The sequence below is a fragment of the Acetobacter okinawensis JCM 25146 genome, assembly GCF_000613865.1.
GTDB classification, from domain to species: domain Bacteria; phylum Pseudomonadota; class Alphaproteobacteria; order Acetobacterales; family Acetobacteraceae; genus Acetobacter; species Acetobacter okinawensis.
Genome location: NZ_BAJU01000003.1, coordinates 125,079 through 147,653, shown reverse-complemented (window position 1 = coordinate 147,653; position 22,575 = coordinate 125,079). Strand labels below are relative to the sequence as shown.

The window sequence follows — 22,575 nt, the reverse complement described above, 5'->3', positions numbered from 1 at the left end:
CCCTTCCGATCTGTGGTGTGGGCTGGCGTTAAAGGTGGCTCCACCCGGATGTTTTAAAATGTAATGGCCTGCCCGCACCATCCACAACGGACACGCAGGCCGGACCTACCTCAAACTGCCCTATGCGGGTTACCGGCACATCTCCACACTGGGTTGGCAGATACGGATGTGACTGGAGTTGCTGTTCGTGCTCCGGCGGAACGGCGAACAATATCTCGTAATCATCCCCGCCGGTCAGGCAGGTTTCCAGCCAATTCTCCCCCGCGGCGCGCGCCGGTGCGGAAAGTGGAACCCTGTCTGCCTGAATGCGCACATGCAGGGCATTTTCCCGTGCCAGATGCCCTGCATCCTGCACCAGACCATCCGACACATCCATTGCCGCAGACGCCATGCCATACAGTGGCAGACCCACACGCGGCTGTGGCAGGCGGTAGCGCTGCGCCAGATAGCCCGTAGGGTCAGGCAGTAGCACAGGCCCTTGCAGCGCCCTTAGCCCCAAAGCGCCATCCCCTATGGTACCCGTGACCCACAACCCGTCCCCGGCACGAGCACCACAACGCCTGATGGCCTGACCGGGGGTAACAGAACCAACAATGGTCAGGGACAGCACGAGGGGCCCGGAGGTGGAGGTCGTGTCCCCCCCCATCAGGCTCAGCCCGAACAGCGCCTGATCCTGCGCCAGACCTATGCAAAACTGCGCCACCCAATCTTCCGTAATATGGGGCGGACGGGCAAAGGCAAGCAGCCACCCCTCCGGCACAGCCCCCATGGCAGCCAGATCGGACAGATTACACCGCAATAGCTTGCGGCCAATCAGATCAGGTGGGTCAGTAGGCAGAAAATGAACATTTTCCACCATGGCATCGACCGCCATCACCATTTCCCGTCCCGCGGAGGGAAGGAAAACGGCGGCGTCGTCGCGCAAATTCAGGGCTGCGGGGCCTGCCAGCGCAGCAAAATGCCGCCGTATAAACGCGAACTCGCGCGGCAGATCACTCTTCGGTTGGGGTGCCTGTGGTGCTGTCATGATCCTCAACCGGTGTCGGATTTTTGAAAAGTGCGTCCAGCACACCATTCACCAGACGCGGTTCATCCCCGAAGAAGAAACCGTGCGCCACATCCATATACTCATTAATCAGCACGGCGGCAGGCACTTCCGCGTGACGCGCCTCTGCTATGGCTGCAAAAAAGAGCGCACGCAAAACCGGGTCAAGCCGGTCTATCGGCCAGGTGGATGGCAGGGTTTTGACAATATCCTGCTCAATTGCGCTACGGTTGGCTACAGCACCTTTGACAATGGATGTGAACAGCGCCACGTCGGCCTCGGGGATGCGCCCATCTTCATAGGATTCCCCACTCAGGGTCGTGCCGAACCGGTGGATCAGAAACTGCTCGATAACGGAATCCGGACGATCCCCATTCTGTTCAATCTGGAACAGCGCCTGAACAGCTGCAACGCGCGCGGCGGTGCGTGGCCGCTGCGCAGCTTTTAGCTTGGGTTGGTCCTGTAATCCTGTCATCGTTTTCTCCTGCTTCGCATGGATGCGAAGCCGCGTTTTGTGGCGTTTTTATCCATAAAGGTCTAGTCTTTTTGTTCGGTCTGCTGGGTTTTGCTTTCCATCAGCGTCAGAATTTCAGAAAAATCACGCGCTTCGGTAAAGTCACGATATACGCTGGCAAAACGGACATACCCTACTCCATCCACTTCCTTGAGTGCATCCATTGCCAACTCTCCGATGCGGGCAGAGGCAACTTCGGTATCCCCCGATGCCTCAAGCTGGCGTACAACCCCGGTGACGATCTGCTCCATCTGCTCATCCGACACCGGGCGCTTGCGCAGGGCTATGCGTATGGAGCGGGAAATCTTGTCCCGATCAAACGGTGCGCGCCGTCCGTCCTGCTTGACCACCACCAGTTCACGCAGTTGCACACGCTCTACCGTGGTAAAGCGCTGCCCACAGGACAGGCACGCCCTGCGACGACGTATGGCCGACCCCTCTTCATTTGGTCGACTGTCCTTGACCTGACTGTCCGGGTTCCCGCAAAAAGGGCAACGCATGATGGTACCAACCTTCCCTCAGGCGCGTATCCGACTGTGTTATGCCATTCAAAGAGCGCCAGCTGACAATCAGATATGTGTTTTAGCCGGGTTCGTCCATACTGCCCATGCCCCAAGGCCCACGGAGTGACCATGAAACCTCGTTATCAGGCAATACTGGCCAGTACCCTGCTTGGCCTGATGCTGCTCCCCCCTGCCCATGCAGAGGAACGCCAGCCAGAGCCCCCCATTCCCGGCCAGGCCGATGCCCAGAAAGATATTACCATCTCCGACATCTCATTCCATCTCCCCGCCACACAGGGACAGGAACGCAGGCAACCCCAGCTATATTTTACGCTGACCAATACTGGCCACACGACCCATCTTCTGACCGATGTCACCTCACCGGCATGCAGCAGGCTGATTGGCTACCATACCGATCAGGAGAATACGCCCGGCACATACCACCTGTTCCAGCATCTGGCGTTACCTGAGACCACAACACTGGTATTTGCTAACGCGGGCTATCACATGCTCTGCATAGGTCCTGTGGCTCAGGAGTTGGCCCAGCACAGCGTCCAGGTTACATTTCAGTTTCTGGGCGGTTCAAGCAAAAGTGTTAGTGCCCCGGTTGCCCCAGCCTCACCCTGAGTGGTCTGGCGTCAGAGAAAATCCGGGAATACCCATTTTCTCTGACGCCACATGCCCTTACCCGCCTGTATAGGTGCTGAGTGTGCGCTTGACCGCCTGATGCCAGCCCGCAATCATGGTCCGGCGCTGGGTGCTGTCCATTTTGGGCTCAAACAGGGAACCACGCGCCCATTCGGCGGCAACAGTTTCCTCATTTTCCCAAACGCCTGTGGCCATCCCGGCCAGGAAACCTGCGCCAAGGGCCGTTGTTTCCACATTTCGTGGGCGCTCAACCTTGGCTTGCAGCATGTCGGCAAGGAACTGGCAGTACCAGTCATTGGCAGACATACCACCGTCCACACGAATGCTTTCGGTGGTGCCACCGCCATCCTGCACCATAGCGCTCACAAGGTCGAGCGTCTGATATGCTACGGACTCAAGAGCCGCACGCGCAATATGGGCAGCGGTTGCGTCCAGCGTCAGCCCGCAAATCAGGCCTCGGGCATCCGGGTCCCAGTGCGGTGCCCCCAGACCTACAAAGCCCGGCACCATATACACACCGTGACTATGCGGCACACGGGTTGCCATATCATCCGTCTGGGACGCATGCGTAATCAGGTGCAAGCCATCACGCAGCCACTTGATGGCCGCACCAGCCACAAAAATGGAGCCTTCAAGCGCATAGGTTGGCTTGCCATTCAGGCGGTAGGCAACCGTGGTCAACATCCGGTTACGGGATTCCACAGGCTTGTCACCCGTATTCAGCAGCAAAAAGCAGCCTGTGCCATAGGTGGCCTTTGCCATGCCCGGTGTAAAGCAGGCCTGCCCCACAACCGCTGCCTGCTGGTCCCCTGCAATACCGGCAATGGGAATAGCCCGACCGAACAGGTCCGGATCTGTCTCTCCATAGAGGGTGCTGCTGTCTTTAACTTCAGGCAGCAAGGCCGCAGGCACGCGGAACAGCTTCAGCAGGTCCTGATCCCACTGCTGGCGATGAATATCAAACAACATGGTCCGCGACGCATTGGTGGCATCGGTCGCATGGACCCTGCCGCCGGTCAGACGCCACAGAATGAACGAATCAATGGTGCCAAATGCCAGCTCGCCCTTTTCCGCCCGCGCGCGTGCACCGTCCACATTATCCAGCAACCAAGCCAGCTTTGTAGCCGAAAAATAAGGGTCCAGCAGCAGACCCGTGCGCTCACGCACCAGTGTTTCAGCACCTTCATCGCGCAGTTTCTGGCAGACTGCAGCGGTACGCCGGTCCTGCCAGACAATGGCGCGATGGATTGGTTTGCCCGTGCTGCGCTCCCACACCACAATGGTTTCGCGCTGGTTGGTAATGCCAATACCCGCAATCCGGTCCAGAGCCCCGCTCTGCTGCAGTGCGGCTCTGGCAGTGTTTAGCACATCGGTCCAGATATCTTCCGGGCAATGCTCAACCCAACCTGCATTGGGGTAATGCTGGGGGAACTCCTGACGGGCCGCAGCCAGTTCATTGGCATTTCGGTCAAAAACAATGCTGCGGGTTGAGGTCGTTCCCTGATCAATCGCCAGAACACAATCTTTTTTGGTCATGTGGGGGTATCCCTTCTTATTCTGAGCAGTCAGTCTGCCGCAGGAGTGGATTGACGGCCCAGAGCGGGCATGAACGGACGCAGCAGCGTCTGATAAATTGTGGCACCGATCAATCCGCCAGCAAGCGGACCAACAACAGGCACCCACCAATAGTTCTGGGGAGATGGCAGGGCTGTTTCCCCCCACCCTGCAATAAAGCAGAACAGACGGGGCCCAAAGTCCCGCGCGGGGTTAATAGCCCAACCTTCCAGATACCCTGAGGACGCACCGATAATGGCGACCAGCAGGCCTATGATCAACGCCCCCGAATTAGCTTGTGGCGCTGCCGTATTGTACTGGCAGGTTACTGCAAAAATACCAAGGACAAGGAACGCAGTCAGAATTGTCTCATTCAGCAACGCATGCAGTGGCGTTACAAAATCCCCCGGATGGGTGAAAAACACACCAGCCGCAGCACCGTCATGCGCGAAGTCCAGATGATGCACCTGCGCATAATGCGCAATGACTGATCCATACAGGGCATAAACCAGACACGCACCCAGAAAACCGCCCAGCACCTGAGCCGCGCAGTATGGCAGCACTTTACGCCATGCAAAACCACGGTAGCACGCCAGCGCCAGCGTAACGGCCGGGTTGGCGTGCGTGCCAGAGACAGCCCCGGTCACATAAATGGCAAGTGTCACCCCCAGCCCCCAGGTTATGGCCACCCCCCAGTAGGAAAGCTGGTAGGGGCTGGGGTCGTACAGGGAATACATGGCTGCCACTGAATCACCTACCAGAATGATAATCAGCACAGCCAGACACTCGGCTATCAACTCACCCCAAAGCGTATTTTTTACCTTGTCCATAATCTTTCCTCTTTTTGTTTTTTTTGTTCGGAAAGCAGTATTTTACAGATCAGACGGCTTTCTTGTGAACATAGGTTTCAACACGGGTTTTTTCCGCATCGTCAAGGTGTAGACCCAGCTTGCTACGCCGCCAGAGCACATCCTCTGCCGTGCGTGCCCACTCGCGTTCCATCAGGTAATCAACCTCACGTGCGGTCAGGTCCCCACCGAGCAGTTCTCCCATGTCCGCCATGGAAGTGGCCTGCCCGATAATTTCGTATACCCGGCTGCCATAGTTGCGCATAAGCCGCCATGCAAGCCCTTCAGGCAGCCACGGAGCCGCACGGCGCAGGCGGGCAAGGGCTCCGTCAAAGCCACCTTCCCCAATATCCCCACCGGGCAGCACTTCTGCGGCAGTCCAGCTCTGGCCACCAACGGCGGGTAGCACAGGCGCCAGCTTTTCCAGCGCATGTTCGGCCAGCTTGCGGTAGGTCGTAATTTTACCACCAAAAATGGACAGCAAAGGCGCTCCGTCCTGTGTGTCCAGGTCCAGCACGTAATCGCGGGTTACAGCAGATGCGTTGGCCGAGGCATCATCATACAGGGGGCGCAGGCCCGCGTAGCTCCAGACAACATCGCTTTCTTTGACCTGCACATTCAGGTAGCGGTTTACGCTCTCGCACAGATAGACAATTTCGTCCGGAGCGATGCCAACCTTGCCCGGCTCTTCTTTCCACGGAATATCCGTGGTGCCGATCAGGGTGAACTTCTGTTCGTACGGAATAGCGAACACAATCCGCTTGTCCGGGTTCTGGAAGATGTAAGCCTGCGGCCCTTCATAGACACGCGGAACAATAATATGGCTGCCCTTGACCAGACGTACGGATTTGGAATTGGGAATTTTAAGCGTATCTGCCAGCAGGCGGGCAACCCATGGACCTGCGGCATTAACCATGGCTTTGGCACGGACCGTCTGGGTCTGCCCCGTAGTCCGGTCTTCCAGTGTGGCCAGCCACTGGCCGTTTACGCGCTGGGCGGCAATCAGGCGTGTGCGCACACGCACATCGCACCCACGCTCGGCCGCATCCATGGCGTTCAGCACGACAAGGCGGCTGTCCTGTACCCAGCCATCGGAATAAATGAACCCTTTTGCGTATTCGGGTTTGAGCGCCCGACCGGATGAATGTTTACGAAAATCAACCCCGATAGATTTGGGCAGCGTCATGTTCGAAGCAAGATGGTCGTAAAGGAACAGTCCGAGCCTGAGCATCCATGCCGGGCGCACCAGTTTGGAATGGGGCAGCACAAAGCGCAGTGGCCACATGATATGCGGCGCCATGCTCAACAGACGTTCACGCTCCATAAGCGCTTCACGCACGAGGCGGAACTCATAATACTCAAGGTACCGCAGCCCGCCATGGATCAGCTTGGTGCTGGAGGAAGACGTATAGCTGGCCAGGTCATCCTGCTCGACCAGCAGGACCGATGCCCCACGCCCGCAGGCGTCGCGCGCAATGCCGGTACCGTTAACGCCCCCCCCGACAACAAGGAGGTCGTAGATACGTTCGGGTGATGCAGATGCTGACATGGTTTTTATCGGTTCCATCTATACGAAGGCTTTGCCTGTCTTATTCGAATTCGAAAACAGAACGCAAGAACAATGCTAACCGTCCTCCTGCTGTGCGTTTTTTTGAACCGCTATAGTTCTTTTACGAACATTCCTGCGTGCCAATCACGTGTAGCTGCACATCATGCTCGCGCAGAATGACCCGAATACCCGGCGGGGGTGCCTGATCGGTAAAAAACGCATTTACCTGCGAAATATGGCCAACACGCGCCATAGGCCTGCGCAAGAACTTGGTATGGTCTGCTAACAAAAAAACGGTTCTGGCGTTGCGTATGATGGCCTGCGCCGCGTTAATTTCGTCCGCATCAAAGTCAAGCAGCGTTCCATCTGCATCAATACCCGAAATGCCAATAACGCCAAAATCCGCCCTGTACTGCTCAATCATGGCAGCCGCTGCAGGGCCAACAATGCCCCCATCGCGGAGCCGCACACTTCCGCCGGTAATAATCAGACTGCATTGCGGAGCCGGAGCGAGCAAAGTGGCCACATGGATATTATTGGTAATAACCCGCAGTGCACGGTGGGTGCGTAACGACCGGGCAAAAGCCTCCGTTGTCGTGCCTATATTGATGAACAGGGAAGCCCCGTCCGGGATGGCTCTGGCGGCCTCACGCCCGATCGACTCCTTTTCCTGCAAATGCAGGATCTGCCGGTCGGAGTAGGCAATATTCTCGGCGGGGGAAAGGGTACTAGCTCCTCCATGGTGGCGGGCCAAAAGCCCCTGCCCTGCCATGATGTTCACATCCCGCCGTACTGTCTGCACGGTTACGGCCAGTTCCCGCGCGAGTTCCTCGCTCGCAACATAACCATGCTGGTTGACCAGCCGCAGAATATGCCTGCGACGCCGCTCCAGAGCACTGCTCATACTGCCTCCAGCACCGCCAGAACAGCCTCACCATAACGCTCAAGCTTGGAGCGACCCACCCCTTTTATGTCCCCCAACGCGTCCATATCTTCCGGTTTTTCAAGGGCTATGTCTTTCAGGACCGAATCATGGAAAATGACATAGGGAGGTATTTCCTGCTCCCTGGCCTCCTCACGCCGCCATTTGCGTAGAGCTTCAAACAGAACCAACCGGTCCTCCGGCAGGTCAAGAGCCACGGACTGCCGCGCCTCCCGGCCCGTTCCGGCATTACCCGCGTGCTCCACAACCGGGTCGGCCCGCAAAGCAACACTCTGCTCCCCCCGCAAGATGGGGCGGGCAATATCGGGGTTCAGGCGCAAGCCGCCGTATTGTCCTTCTATACGCAAAGCGCCACGGGCAATAAGCTGGCGTACCACACCACGCCAGAACTGTTCGCTCCTGTCCTGCCCAATACCCCAGACCGACAGTTTGTCGTGCCCGTTCCGGCTTATGCCATCTGTTTTTTTGGCACGCAGAACAGCAATAACATGCAAGGCTCCAAAACTTTCCCCCGTACGGTACACGGCAGACAGCAGTTTACGGGCAGCCTCTGTGCCATCGAATGTCAGAACAGGGTGGCGGCAGTTATCACAATGCCCGCACGCCTGCTCCAGTTCCTCGCCAAAACAGTGCAACAACGCCTGTGTGCGGCACCCCGTTGTTTCCGTAAACGCAATCATGGCCTCCAGTCGGCTGCGCATGATCCGTTTTTCGTTATCCGGGGCTGCGGACTGGTCCAGCCAGTAACGCGCACGGGCAATATCTTCCCCCCCATAAAGCAACACGGTATCGGACGGCAGGCCGTCACGCCCTGCCCTGCCGATCTGCTGGTAATATGCCTCGGGCGAGGAGGGCATATCCAGATGCACAACTGCGCGCACATCTGGGCGGTCTATGCCCATACCAAAGGCCACCGTGGCCACAATGACCAGCGGCTCACCCGAACGAAAGCGCAGTAATGCCGCCCGTTTTTCCACGGGGGACAAACCGGCATGGTAAGCAAGGGCTGGCCACCCACGCTCACGCAGAGATGCGGCAATCCGTTCGGTTCTGGCACGGCTGCCACAATAGACAATGGCCGCATCTTCCCTGTACCGCTCCAGAACACTCAGCAATTGCTTCAGTTCCGAGCCTTTGGGCTGCACTGCAATGTTCAGGTTGGGGCGATGAAAGCTGGAAACCAGAACATGCGCATGGGGCATATCCAGCGCGGCCAGAATATCATCACGCGTGCGCTCATCCGCTGTTGCGGTGAGGGCCAGACGAGGCACATTGGGAAAGTGGCGCGGCAGGGCGGTAAGCGCACGGTATTCAGGCCGGAACTCGTGCCCCCAGGCCGAGATACAATGTGCCTCGTCTATGGCAATAATGGACAGCGGAATACGGGTCAGCCGGTCCAGTGTGCCTGAAGACAGCAACCGCTCGGGCGAGATATAGAGCAGATCCACCCGGCCATTTGCCAGATCAGACCGAATCTGCGCGGATTCGTTTTCATCCAATTCGGAATGCAAGGCGGCAGCGTTGACCCCAAGCTGGCGCAGCCCTGCAACCTGATCGTCCATAAGCGCAATAAGGGGGGAGATAACCAGCCCCATGCCCGGACGGCACAAAGCAGGAATCTGGTAACAGACGCTTTTGCCGCCCCCTGTAGGCATGAGTACAAGAGCATCCTGCCCCTGCATGGCGCACTCGACCGCCTGCGCCTGCAGGCTCCGAAACCCCGGGAACCCAAAGACAGCCTGCAAGACCTCCTCCACGGAGCGGTTACAGAACCGATCGCGCGGGAGTGGGGAAGATGACTGGAGCGGCACCTCCCCCCACCTTTCTGGTGGTTCCAGAGGTGGCTCATACGGCGCCATATCCTCCAGAGCAGGCTCTCTTTGATCCATGGTTATCAGGGGCTTGTCAGCTCGATTTCCACCCGGCGGGAACCGACAACCATGCCCTCCATATTGGATGGCGCGCGGGGCGTTTCCACAATACGGTCGCTACGCACACCATCTTGCTGCAACTTGGCCGTTACAGCCTTGGCACGCTGGATAGCCAGCAGTGCATCAGCCGAAAGGTCCTTACCCGCACTGGCATAACCTTCTACCCGCACGATGCGGGAGGGGTGCTTGTCCGCTTCCTGCGCGACTTGTGCCACCACATCCAGCCCCGCCGAATCAAGCTCAGCAGACTGGTTGGAAAAAAACACAACATATTTACGTGGAGCCTGTGTGGCGCAGGCGGCCAGAAGGCTCAGGCAAGCAACTGAAATAAGGCGGCGCATAATGGTCATTCCTGAATTGTCAAAACAAAACCATCTTGTTTGGTGCCTCGCCCGCGTGCGCGCGTCAACAACCATTACCGCAGCACTAGAGTGCCGCAGCCCTGGCCACCCCATCTGAAAGACGCCATATCCGGTCGAGCTTCTCTACCCCGGTCAGGCGATGAGCGATCAGGATAACCGTGCGCCCCTCGCTGACTGTATTCAATGTACGCAGGAACTCCTGCTCCGTCTGTGCGTCCAGCCCGGTTGCCGGTTCGTCCAGAATAAGCACAGGAGCGCGGGCAAGCAGCGTGCGGGCCAGAGCAATACGCCGCCCCTGCCCACCAGACAGACGGACCCCGCCCTCACCCACCCAGGTATCCAACCCCTCTGGCAGGCTGCGCACCACATCGGATACAGCAGCCTGATCCAGCGCCTGCCACAAATCCTGCTCAGATGCATCAGGCCGCCCCAGTAACAGATTGGCCCGGATGGTATCATCAAACAGATGTGTCGCCTGCGATAGCCAGGCCATTTTGCTGCGCACGGATTCAGGACGAAGAGTGGTTATGTCCTCCCCTCCCAGAAAAATATGTCCTTCCTGCTGCGTTGCAGCACGCAGCAGCAGGGCTGCAAGGCTGGACTTGCCAACGCCTGAAGGCCCCAGAATGGCGACCCTGCTCCCCGGCGGAATATCCAGTGTCAGCCCTTTGAGCACCCATGGCCGATCTTCCGCCCAGCGGAAGCGCACAGCCTCCAGACGGATATGTGTATTTTCCGGGGCATCACGCAATGCAGCCTGCGCACGTGCAGCACCGGGCTGCACTGCCATCTCCACCACCCTACGGGCGGAGGCACCCATGATACCCGCCTGCAAACCTGCACGCGTAAGCAGCACAGCACTCTCAAACGCAGCAACCGTCAGGAACAGCAGGCTAACGCCTTCCAGCGCTCCCAACCTTGGCAGCACAACGCCGCCAATGGCCAGCAACACCAGAAATATGGCAATCTGCCCGAACAAAAAAGCCAGCGCATTAGCAAATGCCGCACGCCGCGCCATACCCATCTGCCCGTGCAACAGGGCTGCGTCTGCTGCCTGCACACGCGCAAGCATCCGTCCCTCGGCCCCAAAAGCCCGGATTTCTCGCAAGCCACCAACCAGATCCAGAACGGAAATGCGCAGATGCGCCAGCAGGTGCGCCGTCTGCTCGGCAGACTTACGGCCAGAGCGCGCAATCAGCCATGGCACCAAAAAAGAGGAGCAGGCAAACAGGACCCAACGCCCAGCCCCAGCAGCAGGCTCTGCCGCCCCACAATAATCAACAGGGCCGGAAATGTCAGGCAGGCACACAGCAACGGCAGCACAATCCGCAGGTACAGCCCGTCCAGCGCACCAATGTCCGACACTAGGCGTGAGAGCATATCCCCCGCCCTGCGAAACCCAAGCCCCGCAGCCGCCCCACGCGCAAGAGAGTGGAAGAACCAGACACGCAGATCAGCCAGAGCACGGAACATGGCGTCATGCGCAAACAGACGCTCTGCATAGCGCAGGGCCACACGCCCGGCCCCAACCCAGCGCAGCAGGCTGTGGTGACGACAATCTCCCCCAGAACACAGCCAGCCAACCGCACGCCAGACACCTGCATAAGGGCAAGCCCGCAGGCCAGTGCGGCCAGCGCCAGCAGCGCCCCTACCAGCAACCGCGCCCCCTGTCTGCGCCACAGGCGGAAAATAACGCATATGGCCTGCCAGTCTGTATAACGAGGCAGGTTTTGCCCGCCAGCGGCCCGAGCCTGTGTATTTGCCGGGCTGGTTGCGCTCTGATCGTGCGTTGCCATGTTATGCAGCCCCCTGCCGGTTAACGACCCGCCCGTTCTGCAGGTCTATCCGCCGCCCCTTAAACATATGCGCGGCAGCCGAATGCGTGGCCAGAATAACCGTTCGGCCAACAGCAAGACGTTGTAGGCTTTCAAAAACACTTTTTTCGGTCACCGGGTCCAGATGGGCCGTTGGCTCATCCAGCAGCAGAACCGGAGCATTTTTAAGATACGCACGCGCAATGGCCACGCGTTGCGCCTGACCGCCAGAAAGGCCAAACCCACCCTCGCCTATATGCGTGTCCAGCCCATCGGGCAGAGTGGGCAAAAATTCGTCCACTGCGGCAGAGCGCAAGGCACTTGCCAGTTCACGCTCTTCTGCATCCGGTTTGGCGAACAGGATATTGTCCCGCAAAGTACCCGCAAACAAAACAGGCTTCTGCCCGATCCATGACACAACGCGGGAAAGCGCATCCGGGACGATTGTTTGCAAAGGTGCCCCATTAAACAGCACCCGCCCGCTCTGCGGAGCAATAAAGCCCAGTAGCAGCTCCATGATGGTAGACTTGCCTGCACCGGACGGTCCGGCCAGCACCAGCGTTTCCCCCGCTGGCACAGTAAAGGTCACGTGCTCCAGTGCCGGACCACGTGCAGGGTCCCACGTAAAGCCTACATCATCAAACGCGACCATCACGCCATTGGCGTTAACCGTTCTGGCCCCGTCCAGCACCGGGCGTTCAGTCACTTCCGGCAGGTCGAGTATCGCTGTCGCAGCACCCTGCGCGTGAGCGCGGTCCTGATAGGCAAGGGCAAAGCTGCGCAGGGGAGCAAAAAATTCCGGCACAGCCAGCAGGGCAAAAAGGCTGGCAACAACAACCTGCTGCAAAGCCGGGGATGGCCCATTGGCCTGCATGGCCAGTGCCTGCCGACCGTCCAGCACGGCAAGCAGGATAAAAGCCCCCACCATGGCGCAATCAATGGAAGCGGAAGACAGAAATGCCATCCGCAGCACCTTCATGGTCCGCACACGCAGTTCATCCGCAGCGTCCGCCAGACGCTGGGTCTCATCCTCCGTACGGCCAGCCAGAACAATGGTGGCAATACCCTTGATGCGGTCAAGAAAGCGGGCCTGAAGCCGCGTCATGGCCAAAAACTGGTTGCGGGAGGCGACAGCTGCGCCAATACCAAATATAGCCTGCCCGACCGGCACGGCTATACCACACAGCCCCAAAATCAGGGCAGCACGGGGCTGCATAATGCCTACGGGCACAAGAATGGCCACGGGCGCTGCCATCCACAACACGGATGCGGGCACCCAGCGGCCAAAAAAACCATCCAGCGCTTCTATCCGGTCCACCGCAAGTGATGCCAGCACACCGCTATGCGTACGACGCAGCAATGCGGGACCACCGGCCAGAATAGCGGCCACGACCTCGCCCCGCAGGCGGCGGCGGGCCACAATGCCTGCACGTGCGGCAGCTATATCTGCCTGTATCATGCACAGTGCGCGCAGAATGGCCAATGCGGGGAAGAGCAGAAAAGGCCATGCAGGAAAAGCACGCCCCTCCGCTGCTCCCTGCCACCCCACAAGGGCATGCCCAAGAACAACCGCCACACACCAAGCCTGCCCAATCCCGGCAAGACTGGAGAGCAGCCCGGACCCCACCACTGATCGCGCTGCCTGACGACCAAGACGCGACTGGAGGCGCGTCCAGTTACGTATTGCTGCTTTCTCGTTCCTCATGACAGACAGCGTTTATACTGCTCTGCCAAGGACGCAACAGTTTAGATCGCCAGTCCCGGCTGCGCCCATGGCATGCCAGCGTCCCATGGAGGCACATTTTTCAGGGGTTTTGTGCTTTATCCAGATGCATGACCAGCGTGAACAGCACGCCCTCTTTTCCACTATAGCTCAAAGATGCCTTGAGCTGTCTGGCAAAACCGTGAATGAGCTTGAGCCCGATGCCCGGTGTGCCAGATGCTGGGTCGAACGAGCAGCCAATGCCGTTATCACCGACACTTAATGTGACCAAACTGCCATTTTTTGTCAGGCGTACATGAATAACGCCCTCCCGACCGTCGGGAAAAGCATATTTGATCGAATTGGTAACGACCTCGGTAACGATCAGCGCCAGAGGCACCGCCTGATCCGGGTCCATCCAGAAACTGTCTGACTCCACCTGTAGCTGGATACGCCCTGCATCTGCCTCGCCCGCCACATGGAAGGTCTGCTCACACAGGTCCTTGAGGAAAACGGCCATGTTCAGGCTGGTCAGCGTATCTTCGGCGTAGAGTGTGCGGTGCAGCGTTGCCAGTGCGCGGATTCGGTCACGGGCCAGTGCGAACTCCGCCTTGACCTCCGGATGGGCAATCTGGTTGGCCTGAAGGTTGAGCAGGGACGCCACGATCTGCAGGTTGTTTTTCACCCGGTGGTGGATCTCCTTCATCAGGAGTTCCTGATGCGCCATAGCCTTCTGCAACCTCGCCTCATGGCGGGAGAGGCGCTGCGTCGCCCGCGTAAAAGCCTGCCCCAGCCTTTGCAGTTCAAGGGGCATGGAGCGCGTGACCCGACCGTCGAACACCCCTTCCATCTGCCATTTCCGCACGGAATGGGTCAGGCGGCGCAGGGGCCAGACCAGCACAATGTTGGCCGCGAGCGTCACCCCCACCAACCCTGCGGCCAGCAAGAACAGCAACGCAGCGATCTGGAACACCATGGCCCGCAGGGCGTCAGCCTCCATGGGGGTGCGCTGGGTGGAGACAAATATATCAGCCCCGCCGGCAATACCGCCCAGAGCGTACCCGCCCTGCATGGAGGGAAAGGACACAACGGAACGGTCACTTTTTTCCAGCTTTTCCTTCAGACGGAACACCAGTTCAGGAGGCGGCGGCTCCCAGTTGCAATTGGTGCAGACCGGGAAGAGCTCCCCGTCATGCATGAGCAACCATGCCTGAACGGGGTTTGTATCATCCGAGAAGGCTTCCCACCCCGAGACACCCCCCCAAATACGCCCGCGTGCGCGATATTTGCAAAATTCCAACCAGATAGCCGTGCGCTTCTGGTTCAGCCAGAAAAGCAGCAGGCACGGTTATGCGCAAAAACGCGCCATTATCTTCCCCCCCACCACTTTTTTGTACGGCTTCCATAACCGTCGCGTTAATGCGCGCGGGGGGCGTAAGAGTCCCCACCTCAGCACAGGAGCGACCTGAAGGAGAAACAGAATCGAGTTTCTGTCCGCGCTCATTCAGAACGGCCAGAAAGCAGTAACGCTGGCCACTAATGGTTTCCGCCAGCTTGAGGGCATGCACGATCTGATCATTGGTCAGATCCATATTACCAATGGTTTCCAGCGCGCTGCGCAGGCGGTCCGTATCATGCCGGAACTGCTGGTCCAGCCGCATGATGGCCGCAACCGCGCGCTGCGCGCTGCCAATCCTGACTTCCTGATAATTGCGCAGAGCAAGGACTGCGCCAATGCTCAGCACAGGAATACCCGAAAGGCAGATAAGCACCCGCATACGCGCACTGGTGGTGATAAACACCCGCCCCAGACCGGACATAAGCAGAGCACCCGCGCGCCGCGCGCCCTGCCCTAGCAAGGAAAAGACAGACAAACGGCTCAGTCCTGCCTGCTCCGGTCTTCTTCTATCAGCTTCAGCAGCTCTTCGGGCACAGGTTCATTAACAACGTCATCAAAAAGCTGGTGCAGTCCACGCTTCAGCCAGACATCAAAAGCCTGATCCCGAGACTGCCTGCCTTTGCGGGGGGGAGCGCCGTCCATACTCTTTCCCATTCCAAACCTAGGGTCCTGCCGTTGTGTCTGTGGCGCGGCAACCTGCGGGGCGGGCATGTCATCCGTGCCGGACCTGCATCTTTCAAGCTCAGCCTGCACCATGCTCAGACTGTAGCAACACTCATGTGCGAAGAACCCGCTCGCGCATGGCCCGTTTTTTTTGCCGCCTTTGCCTGCACACGCTCGCTGTGCCTGCGACCACCCGCATCGGACACGGATTCTTCTCCTGTTAACCAGACTTCCAGCTGACGCCGGGCGCGGAAAACGCGGCTTTTGGCCGTACCTACCGCGCAACCAGACATTTCTGCCAGTTCCTGATAGCTCATTCCTTCAAGAACCCCCAGCACCAAAGCTTCCCGCTGGTCATCTGGCAGCCGTGCAAGCGCTGCATCCAACTCCATAAGGGACAGCCGGTCATCATGGCGGGCAGCCACCGCGAGCATGGACTGCGGAGCGTCATCAATATCTGTGGTTTCGCGCTTTTTACGCAGGTCGGAAATAAAGCGGTTGCGCAGGATACGGTGCATCCATGCCCCAAAATTGGTACCCGGAATAAAGCTTGCCTGAGCGGCCAGAGCATTGCACACGGCGTCCTGCACCAGATCTTCCGCCGTGGTGCGGTTACGGGTCAGGGCCAGCGCCTGCACACGCAGCTTGGGCAGAATGGCGATGACCTGATCGTGGAATGATGAGGCTGTCATTGTTTTTACTCCGCTTCTTCTTCCATCATTTAACGGAGCAATGAACGGCGCAGGGCCAAAGTTACATCCGACGATAATTTTTATTATCACGAAAACGAGAGCATTTATGCCTCAGCCCCATCCTCCCCCGCCTGCTGCCGGGCCAGCCTGTGCAACATGGTTCTGGCGCGGGAGACACGCGCCTTGATGGTACCGACATCCACCTCGCAGATTTCTGCCGCCTCGGCATAGGTCATGCCATGTGCGCCGATCAGCACCAGTGCTTCGCGCAGTAGGGGTGTGAGCTGCCAGAGCATCACCTCAAGTTCCTGCACCTCCTGCCGTCCGTCCGCCGGGCTGACAACCCGTGATGGCGGCTGCTGCTCGTAATGGGCGAGCACCTCACGCTCTTTTTTACCGCGCCGCTTCTGTTCGAGAAAAAGATTGCGCAAAATGGTAAAGCACCACGCCTTCAGGCTGCTACCTGCCTCAAACTGCACCATACGATCCAGCGCGCGCAAAACGGTCTCCTGCACCAGATCATCCGCCAGAGCGGGATCGCGCGCCAAAAAACGGGCAAAGCCGCGCAGGGACGGTAAAATTGCCAGCAATTCCGCCCTGAACCCCGGACGCGCATCGCCCTGATCGGGATTTGGTGTGTTAATCAGGATTCATCCCCTTTCGGCAAACGCCGCTCCGTGGCATCATTGCTTTATCGTATGTTTTTACCATAGACCTAATCATAAGGAGATTTGTCATGTCAGAGTCAGTGCGTGACGGGCTGATCCGGGCTCTCCCTTATGGCAGACGTTACGCACGCGCCCTGACCGGCAACCAGCCTGAAGGCGACCTGCTGGTCGCACAAAGCCTGAGAAGCATGACATCCCAGCCTCCGACGGAAGGCTTGACGCCCCTGCTCCAGCTTTATCAGGCGATCTCGCGCCTTTATACAGTGGATGAGGCGCGCAGGAGCACGCAGGGGTCTGGCCTTTCCCCCTCCCAGCGGCAGTTGCTGCTGCTGACGACACTTGAAGAAATCAATGTGGACATTGCAGCCCGCATTATTGGCCTCCCCCATGACGTGGCATTGCAGGAACTGGAAAGCGCACAAAAGCAGCTCCATAAAGGCGTGCAGACATCGGTCCTGATTATTGAGGATGAGCCGATCATCGCCATGGATATAGAACTACTGGTCATGCAGTGCGGCCATAAGGTGGCAGGCATTGCCCACACGCAGGCCGACGCCATCCAGCTTGCCGCCCAGACTAGGCCCGGCCTTATTCTGGCCGACATCAATTTAGGCCCAGGCGGGGATGGCATGGCTGCGGTGGCCGAAATTACGGCAAACTTCAAGGTTCCGGTCATTTATGTGACCGCATACCCGGAAAGGCTGCTGACGGGAGAAAAACTGGAGCCCTGTTTTGTTATTACCAAACCGTTTGACCCCTTAACCCTTGCCGTTGCCACCTATCAGGCCGTAAGCAGTGTGGGTGTGGCTCAGACCTGATCTGTTTTGGGTAAAAAGCTGCCAGAACCCTCTATCGACCTTCATTCTGGAACGGCTGGCTATCTGTTATGGCGCTACCTCCCCTCCTGCACCTGCAAGACATTACCCTAACCCTTGGCGGCAAACCGCTCCTTGATGGTGCGGGGTTTGCTGTTGGCAAAGGCGAGCGAGTCTGCCTTGTCGGGCGTAACGGATCGGGTAAGTCCACCTTGCTCAAAATTGCAGCTGGCTCATCCAGCCAGATGCAGGCAGCGTGTTCCTCCAGCCCGGTGCATCCCTGCGCTACCTCCCGCAAGAGCCGGACCTGAGTGCATACTCCACGACAGCAGATTACGTTGCCGCCCAGATTGATGACCCCAATATGGAATGGCGTACCGGCCCCATGCTGGACGCCCTCGGCCTGACAGGTCAGGAGAGCACATCCCACCTCTCGGGCGGGGAAACACGACGCTGCGCCATTGCCGGTGTGCTGGCTGCCGCCCCCGATGTGTTGCTGCTGGACGAACCAACCAACCATCTGGACATGCCAACCATTGAATGGCTGGAACGTGAACTGCTCAGCCTTGGCTGCGCCATGGTCATGATCAGCCATGACAGGCGCCTGCTCTCTACCCTGTCACGCTCGGTTGTATGGCTGGACCGGGGGATTACCCGCAGGCTTGATGAAGGCTTCGACCGCTTTGAAGCCTGGCGTGAGGAGGTGCTGGAGCAGGAGGAGCGCGACGCCCACAAACTGGACCGCCAGATTGCGCGCGAGGAAGACTGGATGCGCTACGGCGTGACAGCCCGGCGTAAACGCAACGTCCGCCGTGTGCGCGAACTGGCCGCCCTGCGCACCGCCCGACGGGAGGCCGTGCGCGCACCGGGTACGGTCACACTGAACGCCCAGTCGGCCTCTACCTCCAGCCGTCTTGTGGCGGTGGCGGAAAACGTGTGCAAGTCATGGGGTGACAAACGTGTCATCAATAACCTGAACCTGCGTGTGCTACGCGGGGACAGGCTTGGCGTTGTCGGGGCCAATGGCGCGGGCAAAACAACCCTGCTGCGTCTGCTGACCGGGGGCGACCAGCCCGATAGTGGCACCATAGCCCTTGGGCCATCACTCAGCATGGTCACGCTGGACCAGCAGCGCCGCACACTCAACCCCGAACGCACACTGGCCGAAACCCTGACCGATGGCGGTGGCGACATGGTGCAGATCGGGGACGAAAAACGGCATGTTATCGGGTATATGAAGGACTTCCTCTTCCGCCCAGAACAGGCCAGAACACCTGTAAGCGCCCTGTCTGGCGGGGAGCGTGGCCGATTGATGCTGGCCTGCGCACTGGCCAAGCCCTCCAACCTGCTGATTCTGGACGAACCCACCAACGATTTGGACCTGGAAACACTGGATATTTTGCAGGATATGCTCTGCACCTACAGTGGCACGGTCCTACTGGTCAGCCATGACCGCGATTTTCTCGACCGTATTGCGACCTCCGTGCTGGCAGCCGATGGCACAGGCACATGGGTTGAATACGCAGGGGGCTACAGCGACATGCTGGTGCAGCGGAACCTGCAACCGCTAGAAAACACCCCGACTATCCCTAGTGCCGAGCCTGCCAAACCACGCGAACAGCCCACCAGACAGGCAACACGCAAGCTGAGTTACAAGGACCAGTACGCGCTGGACAATCTGCCACTGGAGATGGAAAAACTGGAAGCCCAAGCCAGCATCCACCGCACAGGCATGGCCGACCCCGACCTTTACGCCAAAAACCCCAAGGCCTTTGACCGCCATATGGTCGAACTTGGCAAAATAGAGACCAGACTGGCCGAGTGTGAGGAGCAGTGGCTTGAACTGGAAATGAAGCGCGAAGCTCTGTTGGCAGAATAGAAACACATCTAGCATGATGACCAAGCCGTCCGACACGCCCCGAACCTCCGCCGGACCATGGCAAAGTGCTCTGCGCTCGTTACTGCGCAACCGCTCTGCCCTTGCCTCCCTTGCGGTTCTTGGCCTGATTGTGCTGGCCTGCCTGTGCGCCCCGTTTTATGCCCGCCACATTGCCCATGTGGACCCGTTTGTCTCCAATGTCGCGGGGACCATTATGCTCGACGGGCAGGAAACGGATATTATGCAGCCCAATGACAACCCGCTGCATCTGGGCCTTAGCCCCATTGGCCCAACGGGCCACACCACATACCTGCTGGGAGCGGACAGTCAGGGTCGTGACATTATGGCCCGCCTGCTTTACGGGGGCCGCAACTCGCTGCTAATTTCCTTCTCAGCCGCAGTTCTGTGCCTTATCATGGCTGGAGCAGTGGGCATTGTCGCCGGTTTTTTTGGTGGCATTACGGACATGGTTTTGTGCCGGCTCATGGATATTATGTGGGCAGTACCGGTTTACCTGTTTGCCATCTCACTCTCTATTGTCACAATTACCTCAAACCTGCGCATCGGTCCGTTTGTAATCGAGGCTGACAACCTGCTCATTCCCATTGTTATTATTGCTCTGGTCTATGTCCCTTATGCCGCACGGCCCGTGCGCGGGCGGGTCATTGCCCTGCGCCAGGCCGAATTTGTTACTGCAGCCCGCTGCCTTGGCGTGCCACGCTGGCGCATTGTGTTGCATGACATCCTGCCCAATGTCAGCACAACGCTGGTTGTTATGGGGCCGCTGCTTATGGCCATGGCGCTGTTGGCAGAGAGTGCACTCTCTTTTCTGTCTATTGGGGTGCAGGCCCCCGCTGCGTCATGGGGAACAATTATTCTTGATGGCGAAGGCTGATTTACACCCGCCCGATGGTGGCCATTGCTCCGGGGCTGGCCATTGTGGCTGTGGTGCTCGCGCTGAACATTCTGGGCGATGGACTGCGCGATGCGCTTGATGTGCGCGACACCTCCCGGCGTGAGTGAGAGGAAAAGCACCGCATGATCCTGCCTCTCCTGCGCCGTATGGGACAGACGGTTTTTGTTCTGTTTGGCATTTCCGCTCTGGTGTTTGCCGTGTTTTTTGCAACCCCCGGAGCAGACCCGACTGCCCGCATTGCAGGGCGTAATGCAGCCCCCCAGACCATGGAAAAAGTCCGTAAGGAATACGGCTTTGACCGCCCCTTGCCCGTGCAATACGCAATTATGATGAAAAAACTGTTCATCACGCGTGATCTGGCAAGCTACGCCAACCGTGGTGAACTGGTGGTGCCCGAGATCATGCGCGCAGCACCTGTAACGCTCTCTCTTGTTACGGGTGCTGCCATCATCTGGGTGGTGCTTTCCATTGGTATGGGTGTTCTTGCCGCAGCCTGCAAAGGTTCGTGGATAGACAGACTGCTCATGATGGTGGGGTTGATCGGCATTTCCATCCCCGTGTTCTGGCTGGGGCAGGTTGTCAACCTGATTACCCAGAACCGTTACCATGACACGTGGCTGTTCTCGTGGGTGCCGGGGTTGGGATACGTACCTTTTACCCAAAGCCCGCTGGCGTGGTTCCGTGCACTGGTTATTCCGTGGTGTGTGCTGGCCGTCATGTTTGTTGGGATTTACAGCCGTATCCTCCGGGCCGATCTGGTCGCGACCATGGGGGAAGACTTCATGCGCACAGCCCGTGCCAAGGGTCTTTCCCCCAGCCGTGTGCTGCTCCGCCATGGGCTGCGCACAGCACTCATCACCTTTGTCTCGCTCTTTGGCATGGACTTTGCCCAGCTTGTGGGTGGGGGAGCATTGCTCACCGAAGTTGTTTTTGGCCTGCCCGGTGTGGGCCGCCTGACCTATCAGGCGCTGAACAGCCTTGACCTGCCCCTTATTATGGCGACTGTCATGTATTCTGCCGTGTTTGTGGTGCTGGCCAACGCGGTTGTGGATGCCGCCTATCTTTTTCTCGACCCGAGGGTGCGCGATGTCCACTGACACACACTCCCATCCCCTGCTTGACGTACGCGACCTGTGCATCAGCTTTACCTCACGCGGGCAGAGCATTCCCATTGTCGAGAACATGTCCTTCAGCATGGCTGGGCGAGAAATTCTGGGACTGGTCGGAGAATCCGGTTCTGGAAAATCCGTGACCGCCATGGCTCTTATGGGCCTGATTGATGCACCCGGCGTGACCATAACCGGCTCTGTCCGCTTTAAAGGACAGGAGATTCTTGGTTTACCCGCCCGGGAATTCCGTGCCTTACGTGGGCGGGAAATTGCCATGATCTTTCAAGACCCCATGACCGCCTTTACGCCGGTTTACACCATCGGCTGGCAGATTGACGAACAACTGCGTGTGCACAACAAATTCTCACGCAAACAGGCCCGCACGCGCACGATTGAACTGCTGGCTGAAATGGGCGTTCCAGACCCGGCAAACACGGCCAACCGCTATCCACACCAACTCTCCGGCGGTTTGCGCCAGCGCGCGATGATCGCCATGGCTCTATCGTGCAATCCGTCAGTACTCATTGCGGATGAACCCACCACAGCGCTGGATGTGACCGTTCAGGCCCAGATTCTGGACCTGATGCGCAAGCTGCGTACAACCCATGGGTCATCCATTCTGCTCATAACCCATGACATGGGCGTAGTGGCCGAGACGTGCGACCGCACGCTAGTCCTGTATTCTGGCAGGGTAGCCGAGGAGGGCACAACACAGGACCTGTTCGCTCACCCGCAACACCCCTACACAGCAGCCCTTCTGGCCTCCATCCCCCCATGAACGGGCCACGCCCCGAGCGCCTGCATGCCATACCCGGGGGACCACCCCAACCAGCAGAGCGCCCCGTGGGCTGTGCTTTTGCCCCGCGCTGCACCTATACACACGCGACCTGCCTGCCAGCCCCCCCTCCGCAATTCCATGTTATTGGACCGGGACATCAGGTCGCCTGCGTTCTGCCCACAGAAGGCAGGCCATTGCCCCGGCAGACTTGCAGCACCACATCCTTTGCCGTGTGAGGAGCCA

At 58.6% G+C, this 22,575-nt stretch carries 18 protein-coding genes and 4 pseudogenes; 6 read left to right on the top strand and 16 right to left on the bottom strand.

From position 1 onward, the window contains the following. Positions 1 to 28: 28 nt before the first annotated feature. From thiL to nrdR, 3 genes are all read right to left on the bottom strand, one after another. Positions 29 to 1,027 carry a thiamine-phosphate kinase gene (gene thiL, locus JCM25146_RS03080; protein ID WP_025825809.1) on the bottom strand — a complete coding sequence of 333 codons (999 nt, stop codon included), beginning with the start codon at positions 1,025 to 1,027 and terminating at the stop codon, positions 29 to 31. Beyond that, on the bottom strand, positions 993 to 1,520 hold the full coding sequence (nusB, locus tag JCM25146_RS03075; RefSeq protein WP_025825807.1) for a transcription antitermination factor NusB: 528 nt from the start codon (positions 1,518 to 1,520) through the stop codon (positions 993 to 995). The genes thiL and nusB overlap by 35 nt, the downstream gene beginning before the upstream one ends. A gap of 62 nt (positions 1,521 to 1,582) precedes the next feature. Beyond that, positions 1,583 to 2,059, bottom strand: coding sequence for a transcriptional regulator NrdR (nrdR, locus tag JCM25146_RS03070; protein WP_025825805.1), 477 nt, complete (start codon positions 2,057 to 2,059; stop codon positions 1,583 to 1,585). Positions 2,060 to 2,191: 132 nt separating this feature from the next. Here nrdR and JCM25146_RS03065 point away from each other — a divergent pair, with 132 nt between their 5' ends. Further along, complete coding sequence (locus tag JCM25146_RS03065; protein WP_025825803.1) at positions 2,192 to 2,689, top strand: copper chaperone PCu(A)C; 498 nt, start codon at positions 2,192 to 2,194, stop codon at positions 2,687 to 2,689. Between the two features lie 57 nt (positions 2,690 to 2,746). Here the strand turns inward: JCM25146_RS03065 and glpK are convergent, their stop codons facing one another. From glpK to JCM25146_RS03005, 13 genes and pseudogenes are all read right to left on the bottom strand, one after another. Then, positions 2,747 to 4,246, bottom strand: a complete 1,500-nt coding sequence (glpK, locus tag JCM25146_RS03060) for a glycerol kinase GlpK (protein WP_025825801.1) — start codon at positions 4,244 to 4,246, stop codon at positions 2,747 to 2,749. A 29-nt stretch (positions 4,247 to 4,275) separates the two neighbouring features. After that, a complete protein-coding gene (locus JCM25146_RS03055) occupies positions 4,276 to 5,094 on the bottom strand; it encodes an MIP/aquaporin family protein (protein WP_025825799.1) in 819 nt (272 codons plus the stop codon). Positions 5,095 to 5,143: 49 nt separating this feature from the next. Then, positions 5,144 to 6,679, bottom strand: coding sequence for a glycerol-3-phosphate dehydrogenase (gene glpD / locus JCM25146_RS03050; RefSeq protein WP_051543955.1), 1,536 nt, complete (start codon positions 6,677 to 6,679; stop codon positions 5,144 to 5,146). A gap of 103 nt (positions 6,680 to 6,782) precedes the next feature. Next, entirely contained in the window at positions 6,783 to 7,565 is a 783-nt protein-coding gene (locus tag JCM25146_RS16815; protein WP_035371869.1) for a DeoR/GlpR family DNA-binding transcription regulator, read from the bottom strand. Further along, the gene (gene recQ / locus JCM25146_RS03040) at positions 7,562 to 9,463 is read right to left on the bottom strand and encodes a DNA helicase RecQ (protein ID WP_025825795.1); all 1,902 of its coding nucleotides are present in this window, start codon (positions 9,461 to 9,463) and stop codon (positions 7,562 to 7,564) included. The genes JCM25146_RS16815 and recQ overlap by 4 nt, the downstream gene beginning before the upstream one ends. Before the next feature lie 35 nt (positions 9,464 to 9,498). Continuing rightward, on the bottom strand, positions 9,499 to 9,876 hold the full coding sequence (locus JCM25146_RS03035) for an OmpA family protein (RefSeq protein WP_025825793.1): 378 nt from the start codon (positions 9,874 to 9,876) through the stop codon (positions 9,499 to 9,501). An 85-nt stretch (positions 9,877 to 9,961) separates the two neighbouring features. Continuing rightward, a pseudogene (cydC, locus tag JCM25146_RS16810) lies at positions 9,962 to 11,693 on the bottom strand (thiol reductant ABC exporter subunit CydC). A 1-nt stretch (position 11,694) separates the two neighbouring features. Next, positions 11,695 to 13,416 (bottom strand): ABC transporter ATP-binding protein/permease, encoded by a 1,722-nt coding sequence (locus tag JCM25146_RS03025; RefSeq protein ID WP_025825792.1) that lies wholly within the window; start codon positions 13,414 to 13,416, stop codon positions 11,695 to 11,697. Between the two features lie 100 nt (positions 13,417 to 13,516). After that, positions 13,517 to 14,611 carry a sensor histidine kinase gene (locus tag JCM25146_RS16805; protein ID WP_242400881.1) on the bottom strand — a complete coding sequence of 365 codons (1,095 nt, stop codon included), beginning with the start codon at positions 14,609 to 14,611 and terminating at the stop codon, positions 13,517 to 13,519. A gap of 28 nt (positions 14,612 to 14,639) precedes the next feature. Beyond that, complete coding sequence (locus JCM25146_RS23360) at positions 14,640 to 15,287, bottom strand: hypothetical protein (protein ID WP_242400880.1); 648 nt, start codon at positions 15,285 to 15,287, stop codon at positions 14,640 to 14,642. Positions 15,288 to 15,292: 5 nt separating this feature from the next. Further along, on the bottom strand, positions 15,293 to 15,454 hold the full coding sequence (locus JCM25146_RS24790) for a NepR family anti-sigma factor (protein WP_242005619.1): 162 nt from the start codon (positions 15,452 to 15,454) through the stop codon (positions 15,293 to 15,295). A 116-nt stretch (positions 15,455 to 15,570) separates the two neighbouring features. Next, a complete protein-coding gene (locus JCM25146_RS03010) occupies positions 15,571 to 16,167 on the bottom strand; it encodes a sigma-70 family RNA polymerase sigma factor (RefSeq protein WP_025825787.1) in 597 nt (198 codons plus the stop codon). A gap of 104 nt (positions 16,168 to 16,271) precedes the next feature. Then, positions 16,272 to 16,715 (bottom strand): sigma-70 family RNA polymerase sigma factor, encoded by a 444-nt coding sequence (locus JCM25146_RS03005; protein WP_242400887.1) that lies wholly within the window; start codon positions 16,713 to 16,715, stop codon positions 16,272 to 16,274. 188 nt (positions 16,716 to 16,903) lie between these two features. Here JCM25146_RS03005 and JCM25146_RS03000 point away from each other — a divergent pair, with 188 nt between their 5' ends. The 5 genes and pseudogenes from JCM25146_RS03000 (at position 16,904) to JCM25146_RS16790 (ending at position 22,568) form a co-directional block, all read left to right on the top strand. Continuing rightward, the gene (locus tag JCM25146_RS03000; protein WP_025825782.1) at positions 16,904 to 17,653 is read left to right on the top strand and encodes a PhyR family response regulator anti-anti-sigma factor; all 750 of its coding nucleotides are present in this window, start codon (positions 16,904 to 16,906) and stop codon (positions 17,651 to 17,653) included. A 68-nt stretch (positions 17,654 to 17,721) separates the two neighbouring features. Continuing rightward, a pseudogene (locus tag JCM25146_RS24430) lies at positions 17,722 to 19,529 on the top strand (ABC-F family ATP-binding cassette domain-containing protein). A gap of 13 nt (positions 19,530 to 19,542) precedes the next feature. Continuing rightward, positions 19,543 to 20,552 (top strand): annotated as a pseudogene (locus JCM25146_RS16795) (ABC transporter permease). A 15-nt stretch (positions 20,553 to 20,567) separates the two neighbouring features. Beyond that, a complete protein-coding gene (locus JCM25146_RS02985) occupies positions 20,568 to 21,542 on the top strand; it encodes an ABC transporter permease (protein ID WP_025825780.1) in 975 nt (324 codons plus the stop codon). Further along, positions 21,532 to 22,568 (top strand): annotated as a pseudogene (locus tag JCM25146_RS16790) (ABC transporter ATP-binding protein). Before JCM25146_RS02985 ends, JCM25146_RS16790 begins: the two are co-directional and overlap by 11 nt. Positions 22,569 to 22,575: the final 7 nt, after the last annotated feature.